Origin of the sequence: Paracoccus haematequi, from assembly GCF_900631945.1 — a bacterium.
Lineage (GTDB): Bacteria > Pseudomonadota > Alphaproteobacteria > Rhodobacterales > Rhodobacteraceae > Paracoccus > Paracoccus haematequi_A.
Genome location: NZ_UZWE01000024.1, coordinates 154,264 through 168,637, shown reverse-complemented (window position 1 = coordinate 168,637; position 14,374 = coordinate 154,264). Strand labels below are relative to the sequence as shown.

The window sequence follows — 14,374 nt, the reverse complement described above, 5'->3', positions numbered from 1 at the left end:
GTTATTTCAACTGCGAATCCTTGCTGCCGCGCCGGTTGATGCCCGCCGCAGGACGGAATGCACGGTCGCGATCCGCTTGACAGTCAATGCAAAGCTGCACCCCTGGCAGGGCCTGCCGCCGCGCTTCAGGAATGGGTTCGTCGCAGTCGATGCAGGCCGTGGCGCTTACCCGCACGGCGCCGCCCTGCCCAGCGCGCAGCCGGGCGCGGGCCACGGCCTCGGCCGTGCTGATCTCGATCTGGTCGTTTACCGCGTCGTCGCGCGCCCATCCACCGGCCATCGCATCCTCCTCCGATCCTCTTACAGATAGGACAAGGCGGCTCGGTTGCAACGGTTCGGGGCGGTCGCGCGATCATTGTCCCCTGCGGCCCTTGAATCGGAACGAAAAAGCCCGCTTGTCGTTGACAGGCTGAACGATTCCCACCATCCTGGTGAAATCAAAGGGGAAAACTCATGGGTGAGAAGACGCTGACTCGGATGGATCTGGCGGAAGCCGTTTTTCGGGATGTCGGCCTGTCGCGCCACGAATCCGCCCAGCTTGTCGAATCGGTCCTGGACCATATCTCGGACGCCCTGGTAAGGGGCGAACAGGTGAAGATCTCGTCCTTCGGCACGTTCAGCCTGCGCGACAAGAACGAACGGATCGGCCGCAACCCCAAGACCGGCGAGGAAGTGCCTATCACCCCCCGCCGCGTCCTGTCCTTCCGCCCCTCGCACCTGATGAAGGACCGCGTGGCGGCCGGAAACAAGGGCTAGGGGCGTTCCGACCCGATGACGAAAGGCGCAGACGCATTCCGGTCGATTGGCGAGGTTGCCCGCCTGCTGGGCGTGGCGCCCCATGTCCTGCGCTATTGGGAAACGCAGTTCTCGCTGCTGAAGCCGATGAAACGTCCCGATGGGCGGCGCTATTACCGCCCCGACGACGTGCGGCTGGCGGCGGGCCTCTGCACCGTGCTGCGCGACGAAGGACTGACCATCCGGGGCGCGAAGATGCTGATGGCCCGCGACCGGGGCGCCGCGCTGCGGGAACGCGGATCGCTGCGCTTGGCCGATCTGCCCGAACCCGACGATACCCTGATCGACAGCCCCCAGGACGACGGCCAGCCGGACAACACCCTGCGTCAGGACGGCCCGCCGGACGATCCACAGCCCGCATCGGGGCCGAAATCCCGCCATCGCCGGCGCCCGGCGGCAACGGCCGGTCATGCGGCCCATGGTCGCCCCGCGCCCGGTTGGCTGGGACGGCTAGTGGCGATGAACGCCCGCCTGCAAGAACTTCGCCCCGCCGATCCCCTGGTCCGCACGGGACGGCAGGCCCTGGCGCAGTTGCGCGACGGCTTGGCGCGGATTTGCTGACATCTCGGGCCTTTGCGGCGCATATTTCCGTCTTGCGGGCCTTGTGCAGGCAGGCAAGATCGCTCTATACGGTGCGCGTCGGGCCGTGGCGCAGTCTGGTTAGCGCGTCCGTCTGGGGGGCGGAAGGCCGAGAGTTCGAATCTCTCCGGCCCGACCATTTCGAAAACGCCCATCCCTTGCCGGGGGTGGGCGTTTTCGCATGAAAGGTTTCGGCATGAACGGCGTTCTTCCCGACAGCGGCATCCGCGCCCTGATCCAGTCCGGCGCGATCACCGCGGACCCGGCGATCATCCCGGAACAGATCCAGCCCGCCAGCCTGGACCTGCGTCTGGGCGATGTCGCCTATCGCCTGCGCGCCAGCTTCCTGGCCGGGCGCGGCCAGCGGGTGATGGACCGGCTTGCCGATGTGCAGATGCACCAGATGGACCTGACCGGCGGCGCGGTGCTGGAACGCGGCTGCGTCTATCTGGTCCCGCTGATCGAACGCCTGTCCCTGCCCGCCGGGCTGACGGCGGTCGCCAATGCCAAATCCTCGACCGGCCGCCTGGATCTGCTGACGCGGCTGGTGGCCGATGGCGGCACCGAATTCGACCGCCTGCCCGAAGGCTATGACGGCCCCCTCTATGCCGAGATCTGCCCGCGCAGCTTTTCGGTCCTGGTCCGCCCCGGGATGCGCCTGAACCAGTTGCGGCTGCGGCAGGGCCAGGCGGTGCTGTCGGACGACCAGCTGCGCGACCTGAACGCCCGCGAACCTCTGGTCGGCGGCCAGGCGCTGATCGACAACGGCCTGGGCTTTTCCGTCGACCTGAAGCCCGGCCGGGGCGACCTGGTCGGCTATCGCGCCCGCCCCCACAGCGGGGTGATCGACCTCGACCGGATCGGCGCCTATGACGCGCGCGATTTCTGGGACGAATTGCGCGCCGACCGGGGGCGGCTGATCCTGGATCCCGGCGCCTTCTACATCCTCGTCAGCCGCGAATCGGTGGCGATCCCGGCCGATTACGCGGCCGAGATGGCCCCCTATCTGGCGATGGTCGGCGAATTCCGCGTCCATTACGCGGGCTTCTTCGACCCTGGCTTCGGCATCGGCGAGACCGGCGCCGGCGCGCGTGGCGTGCTGGAGGTCCGCTGCCACGAGGCGCCCTTCGTGCTGGAACACGGCCAGGTCGTCGGGCGTCTGGTCTATGAACGCATGGCCGCCCGCCCCGACCGGCTGTATGGCGCAGGCATCAAGTCGAACTACCAGGGCCAGGGCCTGAAGCTCGCCAAGCAGTTCCGCTAGGCCCTCTCACCTTTGTCCAAATATCCTCGGGGGGTCCGGGGGGCGAAGCGCCCCCGACCTTGGGGCTACACCATCCCCGTCTGCCACAGCCGCACCTTCAGCCCGCCATGCGCCACGACCGGACCCGATTCCAGCGGCAGGCCGGTGGCCTTGGCCAGCCCCCCTTCGCTGGTCACGATCCCCATCCGCCAGCCTTGCAGCCGTTCGCGGAACACCGCGCCCATGGCCGCGTGCAGCCCGAACAGCGGCCCCTTGTTGCCGATCCGTGCGCCATAGGGCGGGTTCACGATGACGATGCCGGGGGGACCGTCGGGGCGTTGCAGATCGCCGATGGCGCGGCAGTCGAAACGAGTCAGCCCGGCTACCCCCGCCCGCTCGGCATTGGCGAGGCTCATGCGGATGGCCCCTGCATCGCGGTCGCTGCCGAAAAACTGCGCGGGCGCCGGACGCGGCGCGGCGGCGGTGCGCATCGTCTCCCAGGCGGCCGCATCGAAGCTCGCAAGCTGCTGGAAGCCGAAACTGCGGCTGCGGCCCGGAGCCAGGCCTGCCGCGATCTCGGCGGCCTCGATCACGAAGGTGCCCGACCCGCACATCGGATCCAGCACCGGCTGGCTGCCGTCGAACCCCATCTCGCGCAGGAACATCGCGGCCATGGTCTCGCGCATAGGGGCCTTGGCGACGGCTTCCTTGTGGCCGCGCTTGTGCAGCGATTCGCCCGTCGTATCCAGGCTGATCGTCACCAGATCGTCCTCGATCCGAACCTTGACGACCAGGGCCGCGTCGGGGGCCAGCGGCGCGCCCAGTTCCTCGGCGATGGCGCGTTCGATCCGCTGGGTTGCCGCGCCCGCGTGATAGATGCGGCTGGCCTTGCAGGTGGTTTCCACCCGCACCGGCACGTCGCGCCGCAGGACCGTGGCCCAGGGGAACTTGCGCGCCCGCTTGTCCAGTTGCGCCAGATGCAGCGCGCGAAAGCTGCCCACCCGCACCAGCACCCGCGTCGCGCCGCGCAGCCACAGGTTCGCGCGCCAGACATCGGCCCAGCCGCCGGTGATCGTCACGCCGCCCGGTCCCACCACCGGCTGCCAGCCCAAGGCAGCGGCCTCGGCGGCCAGAGGGGCTTCCAGGCCCGGAGTCGCCACCAGGAAAATCTCGAATCTCTCATCCATTGCGCAGCCCTAACGCGGCCGGCCAGCAAAGGCGAGTGTCAGCGCCCGATGCGGCGGGTCAGGCGGGCGGCGCGGCGGGCGCGCTTGACCGCCTGGCGCATGTCCTTGGCCTGCCGGGCCGAAGCGCCACCGGATTTGGCAAGGCGGTCGACACCCTTGTCGATGCCCCGCCCCGCAAGGCGGCGGCCCAGCAGCCGGGACAGCAGGGCAATGAACTTGGCCAGGGTCATGGGGTCATTCGTCCTCGAACAGGTCGTCACCGGGTTCCGAGGCGCCGACATCGTCGTCCCCTTCGGGCAAGGCAAGGGGCATATGCAGCCCCTCGACCGGAGGGCGCGATTCCAGCAATCCCGCTGCGCGCAGTTCGGCCAATCCCGGCAGGTCGCGGGCCGATTCCAGGCCGAAATGATCCAGGAAGGTTTCCGTCACCACGAAGGTCGCAGGCCGTCCCGGCGTCATCCTGCGGCGGCCGATGCGGACCCATTCCATCTCGATCAACTGGTCCAACGTGCCGCGCGATACGGCGACGCCGCGAATCTCCTCGATCTCGGCGCGGGTGACGGGCTGGTGATAGGCGATGATCGCCAGCGTCTCGATGGCGGCGCGCGACAGGCGGCGCTGTTCGACGGTTTCCGTCTGCATCAGGAACGACAGGTCGGGCGCGGTGCGGAAGGCATAGCCGTCGCCGATCCGTTCCAGCACCACGCCCCGCCCGGCATAGATCCGGCGCAGCCCTGCCAGAGCGTCGGCCGGGTCGCAACCGGCGGGCAGGCGTGCGGCCAGGTCGCGCACGCTCAGCGGCTGGCCGGATGCGAACAGGATCGCCTCGACCATGCGCTCCTGCTGCGCCAGGGGCGGAAAGTCGATGTCGGCGGTGGCGGCAGCGGGATCGGTCACGGCTGGTCGGTCACGGGTTTGCGGCGAAAGCTGATCGGGGCAAAGGGGCCCGGCTGCCGTATCTCGATCCTGCCCTGCCGCGCAAGCTCCAGCGAGGCCGCGAAGGTCGCCGCCGTGGCGGAGCGGCGGCGCGCGCCCCGGCTGGCCCAGCCGTCCGGCAGGAAATCGGACAGGTCGGTCCAGTCGCCCGCATAGCCGATCAGGGCGCGCAGCCGGTCAAGCGCCTGTTCCATGGTGAACACGTCCTGCCGATCGAAGGCATAGGGGCGGAATTCGTCGCGCGTCTTCAGCCTTGCATAGGCGCGCATCAGATCGATCAGCCCCGCCTGCCATTCGGTGCGCCGCTTCTTCGCCACGGTTTCCGGCGACCCGCGCTGGAACCGGCTGATCCCCAGCCGATCCCGGCCCATCAGCTGCGCCGCCGCCTGCCGCATCGCCGCCAGCCGTTCAAGCTGAAAGGCCAGATGCGCGGCCATTTCCTCGGCCGAAGGGCCCTCGGCCTCGGGGTCGGGGGGCAGCAGCAGGCGCGATTTCAGGAAGGCCAGCCATGCGGCCATGACCAGGTAATCGGCGGCAAGCTCGATCCGCAGGCTGCGGGCCTGTTCGATGAAGGCCAGGTATTGCTCGGCCAGATGCAGGACCGAGATCTTCATCAGATCGACCTTCTGCACCCGCGCCAGCGTCAGCAGCAGATCCAGCGGGCCTTCATAGCCGTCCACATCGACGATCAGCGCTTCCTCGGCACGGCGATGCGCGACGCTGTCGGCGTCGGACGCGGGACCATGAACGGGCCGCAGATAGGGGATGTCGCTGGCGGCGCGGGCCACGGGGTTCCTTTCGGTCATGGCCGCCAGAGTCGGCCCTGCCCTGGCCGGAGTCAAGACGCCCCCCTTGCAGGGGGCTTTCAGCCCCCGTCCCTTCGAGCCTGTCCCAGAGGATGATTTCATGAAGAAGAAGCGTCAGGCGATGGCGCCGGTCAGGCTGCGCCATTCGGCCATCAGCGCGGCGAAATCCATATCCTGCGGCGCGCGGCGCTGCGCCAAAGCGGCGGCCGCGCGGCGCTGCGCGTCCGGGGTCATCGCCCCAGCGGCGGCCACCACCGGCTCCATGTCGGCGATGGTGCCGTTGCAATGCAGCACCAGATCGCAGCCCGCCGCGACGGAGGCCGCCGCGCGCTCGGCCTGGGTTCCCGACAGAGCGTTCATGGTGATGTCGTCGGTCATCAGCAGCCCGTCGAAGCCGATGCGGTCGCGGATCAGGCCGATCATCCGGCGCGAGGCGGTGGCAGGGGCGTCATCCAGGGCGGTGAAGCGGATATGCGCGGTCATCCCCATCGGCAAGTCGTTCAGCGCGCGGAACGGGACGAAGTCCATCGCCTCGAGGTCCGCCGGGGGCGCGGCCACCATGGGCAGGTCGTGATGGCTGTCCGCCACGGCGCGGCCATGGCCCGGCATGTGCTTCATCACCGGCAGCACGCCCGCCGCCAGCATCCCGTCCGCCGCCGCGCGGCCCAGGGTGGCAACGGTGTCGGGGTCGGTGCCGAAACAGCGATTGCGCAGGAACGGATGCGTATCGGCCTGCGCCACGTCCAGCGTCGGGGCGCAGTTGCTGTCGATCCCCACCGCGCGCAATTCCCGACCGATCAGGGCATAGCGCAGCCACATCGCGCGCGGCCCGACGGCGGCCTGATCCAGCGGCGCGGGCCATTCGGTCCAATGCGGGCCGCGCAGGCGCTGCACCCGCCCGCCTTCCTGATCGACGGTGACGACCGCATCGCGGCCCACCGCCTCGCGCAGGTCGCCGGTCAGGCGGCGCAACTGGTCAGGGTTGTCGACATTGCGGCCGAACAGGATGAAGCCCCAGGGATCGGCCGCACGGAAGAAATCCCGCTCGGCCGCAGTCAGTTCGGTCCCGGCGATCCCGCCGAGGATCGTGGCGTTGGCAGGCATCAGTTCAGGGCAAGGCAGTCCGTGCCGGCCGATTTCAGCGCGGCGCAGAACTGGCGCGCCTCGGACAGCGATTCGAAGCCCGCGACGCGCAGCCGCCAGAAGGTGCGGCCGTTCGACTGATGCTGCTGGATCACCTGCTGCTTGCCGCCGAAAACGACATGCTTGTTCATCAGCCGGTTCCATTCGCTGGCGGCGATGGCGTTGCTGTCGAAGGCGCCCAACTGGACCTGCGGGCCGCTGGCCTGGGAAACCGGGGCCGGGGCGGGGGCGGCCGGTTCCGGGCGGCTTTCGGCGGCGACGGGACGGGCATCGGTGGCGGTGGTCCCGGCCGAGGCGACGCGGGTGCTGCGCGGGCGCGGCGCGGGCCGGGTCGAGGCCGTCAGCACGCCGGGATTGGCCTCGGCCTGAGCCAGCGCCAAAGCCTCGGCGATGGCGGCGGCCTGGGCGGGGGCGCCGTTTTCGTCGGTCAGCGCCTCGTTCACCGGGCCTTCGCTGGCCGGGGCGTCGCTGATGGCGGCATCCTGCACGGCGCTGTCGGCCAAGGCCAGGCGCTGCGCCTCGGCCTGGGCTTCGGCAAGGGCGCGGGCCTCGCTGTCGGACAGCGGCACGATCGGTTCGCCGTCGAAGCTGAGCGGGGTTTCCGACACCGCCGAGGGCTGGCGCGGCGTGGCGCCCAACTGGCCCATCGCCACATCCTCGTCCGACAGGCCGACCGGCGCGGGGGCGATGGCGACCTGCTGGGTCGGCTGGTGATCGGCGCCTTCGGCCACGGTGTTGACCGCATAGCCGGTATAGTTCGTCAGCTCCCCGCCGGGATCCGAGGGCGCGGTGCGCGCGTCGCCGACGATGGCGCGGATCACCGGCACGCCCGACACGTCGCGCGACACCAGTTGCCAGCCCCAGACCATCAGCCCCACCATCAGCGCGACCGAGGCGACCGCGCCCAGGTAATGCGTCAGCCGGGCGAATCGGGCCGTCAGGCTGTCATTGCCCTGGGGATCGGCCGCGAATCGGGCCTGATCCTCTTGCGGCTGATCCCAGCCGCCCTGGTCATACGAGAATTCGCGCTTCACCTTGTGACGCGAGAACACATAGCCGCCTTCGCGGAAATCCATCACTGCCATAGCCTGCCTGCCTGCCGGTTGATCCGACTTGAACTTGACTGCCCGTTCCAACCGGCGGGGGCGCTTTGTGCGTTCAGCGCATTTCCTTGACCGGCGTGACCCCAAGGATAGCGAGACCGCTTGAAATAACAACGCCAACTGCACGCACCAGCGCGATTTTTGCTTGGGTCGTGTCTGGATTGCCATCCTGCACGAAGCGCAGGGACGGGTCGTCGTTGCCGCGGTTCCACAGCGAATGCAGGTCCGAGGCGATCTCATAGAGGAAAAAGGCGATCCGGTGCGGCTCGTGGGCGCGGGCCGCGTGTTCGACCAGCCGGGGCCATTCGGCGACCTTCCGCGCCAGATCCAGTTCGGCCGGATGGGCCAGCCGGGTCAGATCCGCCGATGCCAGGGCCGAATCGCTGACGTCGACCCCCGAATCGCCCGCGCGGCGCAGGACCGAATGGACCCGCGCGCTGGCATACTGGACATACCAGACGGGGTTGTCCTTGGACTGCTCCAGCACCTTGGCGAAATCGAAATCCAGCGTCGCGTCGTTCTTGCGCGTCAGCATGACGAAGCGCGTCACGTCGGCGCCCGCCTGTTCGACCACATCGCGCAGCGTGACGAAGGTGCCCGCGCGCTTGGACATCTTGAACGGCTCGCCGTTCTTGAACAGCTTGACCAGCTGGATCAGCTTGATGTCCAGCGGCACCCGCCCGTCCGACAGCGCCTTGACCGCCGCCTGCATCCGCTTGACATAGCCGCCGTGATCGGCGCCGAACACGTCGATCAGCGCATCGAAGCCGCGTTCGATCTTCGACCAGTGATAGGCGATGTCGGGCGCGAAATAGGTCCAGGCGCCGTCCGATTTCTGGATCGGCCGGTCCACGTCGTCGCCATGCGCGGTGGACCGGAACAGCAACTGCTCGCGCTCCTCCCAGTCTTCTGGCAGCTTGCCCTTGGGGGGTTCCAGAACGCCGCGATAGATCAGGCCCAGGCTTTCCAGGCGGGCGATCGCGGCCTCGATCTGGCCGGTGCCGTACAGCGCCTTCTCGCTGGAATAGACATCCATGCGCACGCCAAGCGCCGCCAGATCGTCGCGGATCATCTCCATCATCGCCTGGGTCGCGAAATCGCGGATTTCGGCCAGCCAGTCGGATTCGGGCTTGTTCAGAAGACTGTCGCCGTACTTGGCCTTCAGCGCCTCGCCCACCGGGATCAGATAGTCGCCGGGATACAGTCCCTCGCGGATTTCCGGTTCCAGCCCATTGGCTTCGCGGTAACGCTCGTAGGCCGAACGCGCCAGCACATCGACCTGCGCGCCGCCGTCGTTGATGTAATATTCGCGCGTCACCTGGTGGCCCGAGAACGCCAGCAGGTTCGCCAAGGCGTCGCCAAAGACCGCCCCGCGCACATGGCCCACATGCATCGGGCCGGTGGGGTTGGCGCTGACGAATTCCACGTTGACCTTCTGGCCCGTGCCGATGGTGGACCGCCCGAAATCCTCGCCCTCGTTCAGGGCGGCGGCGACGACCCCGCGCCAGACGGCGGGGGACAGGCGCAGGTTCAGAAAGCCCGGACCCGCGACCTCGGCCGCAGCGATGCGCGGATCGGTCAGCCGGGCGGCCAGCCGGTCGGCGATGTCGCGCGGCTTCATTCCGGCGGGCTTGGCCAGCACCATCGCGGCATTGGTGGCCATGTCGCCATGAGCCGGATCGCGCGGCGGTTCCACCGCGACATTGGCGAAATCCAGGTCCGGGGGCAGCTCGCCCGCCTGCGTCATCTGCTCCAGCGCGGCCAGCACGACGCCGCGCAGATCGGTGAATAGGTTCATCATCGCTTTCCTGACTGTCCCCTGCGGGTTAGCGTCTGGGGCGGGGCGCGGTCAACACAAAGCCCCGAACCGCGGCCTTTTACGCAAGGTTTTCCGGTGAAAACATTGACGTGGCCGTCCACTTGGTCTAAGGCGCTGCATGGTCCGCATCCGGCGGGCCGACTGAAGGGGCGTGCCAGTCTGCGTCCCATTGCAGGCCGCACCCAGCCATCCGGGCTTCGCGGCGGTGGAACGCATCGCGTCGGGGTCCGGCGCGCAAAGCCTTGGAAAGCCCCTAAATGACGAAATTCTCCGATCTGAAGCTTGATCCCAACGTGCTGAAGGCCATCGCCGAGGCCGGGTACGAGACGCCGACGCCGATTCAGGCGGGCGCCATCCCCCCCGCCCTGGAAGGCCGCGACGTGCTGGGGATCGCGCAGACCGGCACCGGCAAGACCGCCAGCTTCGTGCTGCCGATGATCACCATGCTGGGCCGGGGCCGCGCCCGCGCACGGATGCCGCGTTCGCTGGTCCTGTGCCCGACCCGCGAACTGGCCGCCCAGGTGGCCGAGAATTTCGACACCTATGCGAAACACACCCGCCTGACCAAGGCGCTGCTGATCGGCGGCGTCAGCTTCGGCGAACAGGACAAGCTGATCGACCGGGGCGTCGACGTGCTGATCGCCACGCCGGGCCGCCTGCTGGATCATTTCGAACGCGGCAAGCTGCTTTTGACCGGCGTGCAGATCATGGTCGTGGACGAGGCCGACCGGATGCTGGACATGGGCTTCATCCCCGATATCGAACGCATCTTCCAACTGACGCCCTTCACCCGTCAGACGCTGTTCTTCAGCGCCACCATGGCGCCGGAGATCGAGCGGATCACCAACACCTTCCTGCACGCCCCCGAACGGATCGAGGTCGCGCGCCAGGCCACCACAAGCGAAACGATCACTCAGAAGCTGGTCGAACTGACCCCCAGCCGCCGCGACATGGCCGCCAAGCAGAAACGCGACCTGCTGCGCGCCCTGATCGACGGAGAGGGCGAGGGGCTGAAGAACGCCATCATCTTCTGCAACCGCAAGACCGACGTGGACATCCTGGCCAAGTCGCTGGCCAAGCACGGCTACGACGCGGCGCCGATCCATGGCGACCTGGACCAGAGCCACCGGACCCGCACGCTGGACAATTTCCGCGACGGCAAGCTGAAATTCCTGATCGCCTCGGACGTGGCGGCGCGGGGGCTGGACATTCCGGCGGTCAGCCATGTCTTCAACTATGACCTGCCGTCCCATGCCGAGGATTACGTCCACCGCATCGGCCGCACCGGCCGGGCGGGCCGGTTGGGCAGCGCCTTCAGCATCGCCACCCCGTCCGACGAAAAATACCTGGCCGCCATCGAAAACCTGGTCAAGCAGACCCTGCCGCGCGCGGCCCTGCCGGAAGGATTCACCGTGTCCGAAACCGACCGCAACGCAGGCCGCGACGACCGCCGTCCGGGCCGCGACAAGTCTCGTGGCCGCGACAAGCCCCGCAGCCGGGACGAGGAACGGCGAGAGGACCGCGCGCCCGAACCGCCTCGCGAGGAAGCCCGCCGCGAACCCGTCCGCGAGGAACGGCGCGACGAGCGACCCCAGGATCGCGGCCATGACCGGCGCGACCCGTCCCGCGACCGGCGCAGCCGGCGCGAGGACAATCGTGGCCCCGCCGTGATGGGCATGGGCGACCACGTTCCCGAATTCATGCTGGTGGAACTGCGCCGCGCCCTCGCCTCGACCTCGCCGGACAGCGACGACCGGCCGCGCCCGGCCGAGGCAGCCGCCCAGCCCGAGGCGGAAGGCAAGGCCGACAAGCCGCGCCGCAGCCGCAGCCGCCGCAAGAAAGCCGAGCCTGCCGTGGAAACCGCAGCGGTCGAAACCCCCATCGACGCCGTAGCGCCCGAGGCCGCGCAGGACGCCCCCGCACCAGAAACGCCAGCAAGTGACCCCGTGGAACCGGCCGCCGAGGCGCCGACGCCCGAAGCCCCGGAAGCTGCCGCGGAACCCGTGGCTCAGGAAGCGCCGAAGCCCAAGCGCACCCGCCGCAAGAAGGCCGAGGTCGAGGCAGAGGCTCAGCCCGAAACCCCGGCCGAGCCTGCCGAAAAGCCCAAGCGGACGCGCCGCAAGAAAGCCGAACCCGCTGCGGACGCCCCCGCCCCCGAGGCGGAAGCCGAAGCGGCGCCGAAGCCCAAGCGCACCCGCCGCAAGAAGGCCGAGGAACCCGCCCCTGTGGACAGCGCCGAAGCCGAGGCCTGATTTCCCGCCAATGCCCGGCCGTCCGCCCCTGCGGCAGCTCTGGATCCCGCTGGCCCTCGGGCTGGTCGCGGCGCTTGGCCTGCCGCCCTTCGGCCTCTGGATCGCCACGCCCCTGGCCCTGGCGATCCTGATCCACCGCGCCGCGCGACGGGACGGGGTCTTCCTGCCGATGCTGGCGGCAGGGTTCGGCTGGTTCGCCCTGTCGATGTCCTGGATCGTCGAGCCGTTCCTGGTCGAGCCTGAAATCCATGGCTGGATGGCGCCCTTCGCCCTGGTCCTGATGGCCTTGGGCGGGGCGCTGTTCTGGGCCGTCCCAGCCGCGCTTGCCGCGCGCCTGACCGTGCCCGGCCCGCGCCGGGCCATCGCCATCGCGGCGGCGCTGCTGCTGTCGGACTGGCTGCGCGGCTGGATCTTCACCGGCCTGCCCTGGGCGCTGATCGGCCATGCCTGGATCGACACGCCCCTGGCGCAGACGGCGGCCTGGACCGGGGCACTGGGCCTTGGCGCGATCACCCTGACCCTGGCGGCGCTGCCCGCGCTGATCCGGCCGCTGCCCGCCGTGGTCTTGGCGGTCGCCTTGACCGGCGGGCTATGGAGCGTTGGTCTGGCACGACTGTCCCAGCCCCTGCCCCCGGACAGCCCCGCGCGCCTGCGGATCGTCCAGCCGAACGCCCAGCAGGATCTGAAGTGGGATCCCCAATGGGCGGCGGTGTTTTTCCAGCGCCTTCTGGACCTGTCGGCGGAACCCGGCCCCCGGGACGTGGTGATCTGGCCCGAAACAGCCGTGAATTTCCTGCTGGAGGATGCCGACCCGGTGCTGCCCGCGATGGCGCAGGCGGCGGGCGCGCCCCTGGTCCTGGGCATCCAGCGGCGCGACGGCAGCCGGTTCTACAACAGCCTTGTCACGCTGAACCCCGACGCCACCATCGGCGCGGTCTATGACAAGTTCCACCTTGTCCCCTTCGGCGAATACGTCCCCTGGGGCGACGCCCTGGCGCGGATCGGCATCGGCGCCTTCGCCGCCCAGCAGGGCAACGGCTATTCCGCAGGCCCCGGCCCCGTGGTTATGCAAGTCCCCGGCCTGCCCGACTTCCAGCCGCTGATCTGCTACGAGGCGATCTTTCCCCAGCACCTGCGCGGCCTGGACCAGCGGCCCGCCTGGCTGCTGCAAGCCACCAACGACGCCTGGTTCGGGAAATTCTCCGGCCCCTATCAGCACCTGGCCCAGGCCCGGCTGCGCGCCATCGAATCCGGGCTGCCGCTGATCCGCGCCGCCAATACCGGCATCAGCGCGGTGATCGACCCGCATGGCCGGATCCGCCAGTCGCTGCCCCTGGGCGTGGCGGGCAAGATCGACGCCGCCCTGCCCGCGCCCCTGCCCCAAACGCCCTGGATGCGGTGGGGCAACGCCCCGGTGGTCCTGCTGGCCGCTCTCATGCTCGGCTTGGCGATCACCCGCCGCCGGCCCGACCGAAACCTCCTCGCCTGACCGAATCTTCTGTGCCCAAATATCCGCGGGGGAGTCCGCGCAGCGGACGGGGGCGGCAGCCCCCCCGCCACCTTCAGTCCTTGAAGAACCGGCTGTCCTTCACCTGGTCCCAGGCCCAGACCACCTCGGCCAGCCGGTCCTCGTCGGAACGGTCGCCGCCGTTCATGTCGGGATGCAGATCCTTGACCAGCGACTTGTACTGCTTGCGGATCTCGACCCGTGTCCAGGTGTCCTTGGCTTCCAGAATGTCCAGGGCCTTGCGCTCGGTCGGGGGCAGCTTGCGGCTGGCCTTGGCGCGCGCCTCGGGGGCGGTGCCGTTGGCGCCCAAGATTTCCAGCGGATCGCTGACGCCGTGGCGCGCCCATTTGTCCTCGGCGGCGGCGCGGCCAAAGGGCTTGGTCGGGCGTTCCCAGACGGTCGCGTTGTCGATGAACTGCTGGAATTCCTCCTCGGACTGGCCTTGGAAGTAGTTCCAGTTCGCGTTGTATTCGCGGACATGCTCCTTGCAGAACCAGAAATAATCGTCCAGATGCCGAGGGTTCTTGGGCGCGCGGTACTGGCCAGGCTCTTCGCAGCCCTGCTTGTCGCAGATCCGGGTCGAGGTCTCGAAGGCCCCCGACATGCCGCGACGGCCCTTGGTCTTGCGCTTCTTGTCCTTCGCGGCCGAAATGTCGAAGCCGAACGGGTCGTTACTGCTCATTGTGGGGCACCTTTGCGACTCGGAGGCGGCAGTTTAGGGTTTTTGACGCGACATGAAAGGTCTTGACGAATGATTGCCGATGAAATGCGCGACAGGCTGGCCGCGCTGCGCCCCACCCGGCTGGAGGTGGTCGACGAAAGCGAAAGCCATCGCGGCCACGCCGGATACCGCGACGGCGGTCAGACTCATTTCCGCATCCGCATGGCCAGCCCCGATTTCGCCGGGCTGGGCCGGGTCCAGCGGCACCGGCTGGTGCATCAGGCCCTGGGCGACATCGTGCCCCGCATCCACGCGCTGGCGCTGGAATTGTCCGAGACCTGAT

14 protein-coding genes, 1 tRNA gene and 1 pseudogene are annotated in these 14,374 nt (G+C 68.9%); 7 read left to right on the top strand and 9 right to left on the bottom strand.

Features of this window, described 5'->3' with window-relative positions; all coding sequences use genetic code 11:
• Position 1 precedes the first annotated feature (1 nt).
• The gene (locus PARHAE_RS06000) at positions 2–280 is read right to left on the bottom strand and encodes a DksA/TraR family C4-type zinc finger protein (RefSeq protein WP_126153694.1); all 279 of its coding nucleotides are present in this window, start codon (positions 278–280) and stop codon (positions 2–4) included.
• 173 nt (positions 281–453) lie between these two features.
• Between PARHAE_RS06000 and ihfA the strand changes: the two genes are divergently transcribed.
• The 4 genes from ihfA (at position 454) to PARHAE_RS05980 (ending at position 2,638) form a co-directional block, all read left to right on the top strand.
• Positions 454–756: an integration host factor subunit alpha gene (gene ihfA / locus PARHAE_RS05995; protein ID WP_126153693.1), complete on the top strand. Its 303-nt coding sequence runs from the start codon at positions 454–456 to the stop codon at positions 754–756.
• 15 nt (positions 757–771) lie between these two features.
• Positions 772–1,356 carry a MerR family transcriptional regulator gene (locus PARHAE_RS05990; RefSeq protein ID WP_126153692.1) on the top strand — a complete coding sequence of 195 codons (585 nt, stop codon included), beginning with the start codon at positions 772–774 and terminating at the stop codon, positions 1,354–1,356.
• Positions 1,357–1,435: 79 nt separating this feature from the next.
• Positions 1,436–1,513, top strand: a tRNA-Pro gene (locus tag PARHAE_RS05985).
• Positions 1,514–1,570: 57 nt separating this feature from the next.
• The gene (locus tag PARHAE_RS05980; protein WP_126153691.1) at positions 1,571–2,638 is read left to right on the top strand and encodes a 2'-deoxycytidine 5'-triphosphate deaminase; all 1,068 of its coding nucleotides are present in this window, start codon (positions 1,571–1,573) and stop codon (positions 2,636–2,638) included.
• 65 nt (positions 2,639–2,703) lie between these two features.
• Here the strand turns inward: PARHAE_RS05980 and PARHAE_RS05975 are convergent, their stop codons facing one another.
• From PARHAE_RS05975 to argS, 7 genes are all read right to left on the bottom strand, one after another.
• The gene (locus PARHAE_RS05975) at positions 2,704–3,804 is read right to left on the bottom strand and encodes a THUMP domain-containing class I SAM-dependent RNA methyltransferase (RefSeq protein ID WP_126153690.1); all 1,101 of its coding nucleotides are present in this window, start codon (positions 3,802–3,804) and stop codon (positions 2,704–2,706) included.
• A 38-nt stretch (positions 3,805–3,842) separates the two neighbouring features.
• Positions 3,843–4,034 carry a hypothetical protein gene (locus tag PARHAE_RS05970; protein WP_126153689.1) on the bottom strand — a complete coding sequence of 64 codons (192 nt, stop codon included), beginning with the start codon at positions 4,032–4,034 and terminating at the stop codon, positions 3,843–3,845.
• Positions 4,035–4,038: 4 nt separating this feature from the next.
• On the bottom strand, positions 4,039–4,638 hold the full coding sequence (gene scpB, locus PARHAE_RS05965) for an SMC-Scp complex subunit ScpB (protein WP_126153777.1): 600 nt from the start codon (positions 4,636–4,638) through the stop codon (positions 4,039–4,041).
• 59 nt (positions 4,639–4,697) lie between these two features.
• Positions 4,698–5,546 (bottom strand): segregation and condensation protein A, encoded by an 849-nt coding sequence (locus tag PARHAE_RS05960; protein WP_126153688.1) that lies wholly within the window; start codon positions 5,544–5,546, stop codon positions 4,698–4,700.
• A 114-nt stretch (positions 5,547–5,660) separates the two neighbouring features.
• Positions 5,661–6,650, bottom strand: coding sequence for a beta-N-acetylhexosaminidase (nagZ, locus tag PARHAE_RS05955; RefSeq protein ID WP_126153687.1), 990 nt, complete (start codon positions 6,648–6,650; stop codon positions 5,661–5,663).
• The gene (locus tag PARHAE_RS05950) at positions 6,650–7,765 is read right to left on the bottom strand and encodes an SPOR domain-containing protein (protein WP_241232686.1); all 1,116 of its coding nucleotides are present in this window, start codon (positions 7,763–7,765) and stop codon (positions 6,650–6,652) included. The genes nagZ and PARHAE_RS05950 overlap by 1 nt, the downstream gene beginning before the upstream one ends.
• 82 nt (positions 7,766–7,847) lie before the next feature.
• Entirely contained in the window at positions 7,848–9,590 is a 1,743-nt protein-coding gene (argS, locus tag PARHAE_RS05945) for an arginine--tRNA ligase (RefSeq protein ID WP_126153685.1), read from the bottom strand.
• Positions 9,591–9,868: 278 nt separating this feature from the next.
• Between argS and PARHAE_RS05940 the strand changes: the two are divergent.
• Positions 9,869–11,416 (top strand): annotated as a pseudogene (locus PARHAE_RS05940) (DEAD/DEAH box helicase); the annotation flags it as partial.
• Positions 11,417–11,873: 457 nt separating this feature from the next.
• Positions 11,874–13,352: an apolipoprotein N-acyltransferase gene (gene lnt, locus PARHAE_RS05935; RefSeq protein ID WP_126153683.1), complete on the top strand. Its 1,479-nt coding sequence runs from the start codon at positions 11,874–11,876 to the stop codon at positions 13,350–13,352.
• A 73-nt stretch (positions 13,353–13,425) separates the two neighbouring features.
• Here lnt and PARHAE_RS05930 read toward each other — a convergent pair whose 3' ends face one another.
• Positions 13,426–14,052, bottom strand: coding sequence for a J domain-containing protein (locus PARHAE_RS05930; RefSeq protein WP_126153682.1), 627 nt, complete (start codon positions 14,050–14,052; stop codon positions 13,426–13,428).
• Positions 14,053–14,121: 69 nt separating this feature from the next.
• Here PARHAE_RS05930 and PARHAE_RS05925 point away from each other — a divergent pair, with 69 nt between their 5' ends.
• Positions 14,122–14,373 (top strand): BolA family protein, encoded by a 252-nt coding sequence (locus PARHAE_RS05925; RefSeq protein ID WP_126153681.1) that lies wholly within the window; start codon positions 14,122–14,124, stop codon positions 14,371–14,373.
• Position 14,374 lies beyond the last annotated feature (1 nt).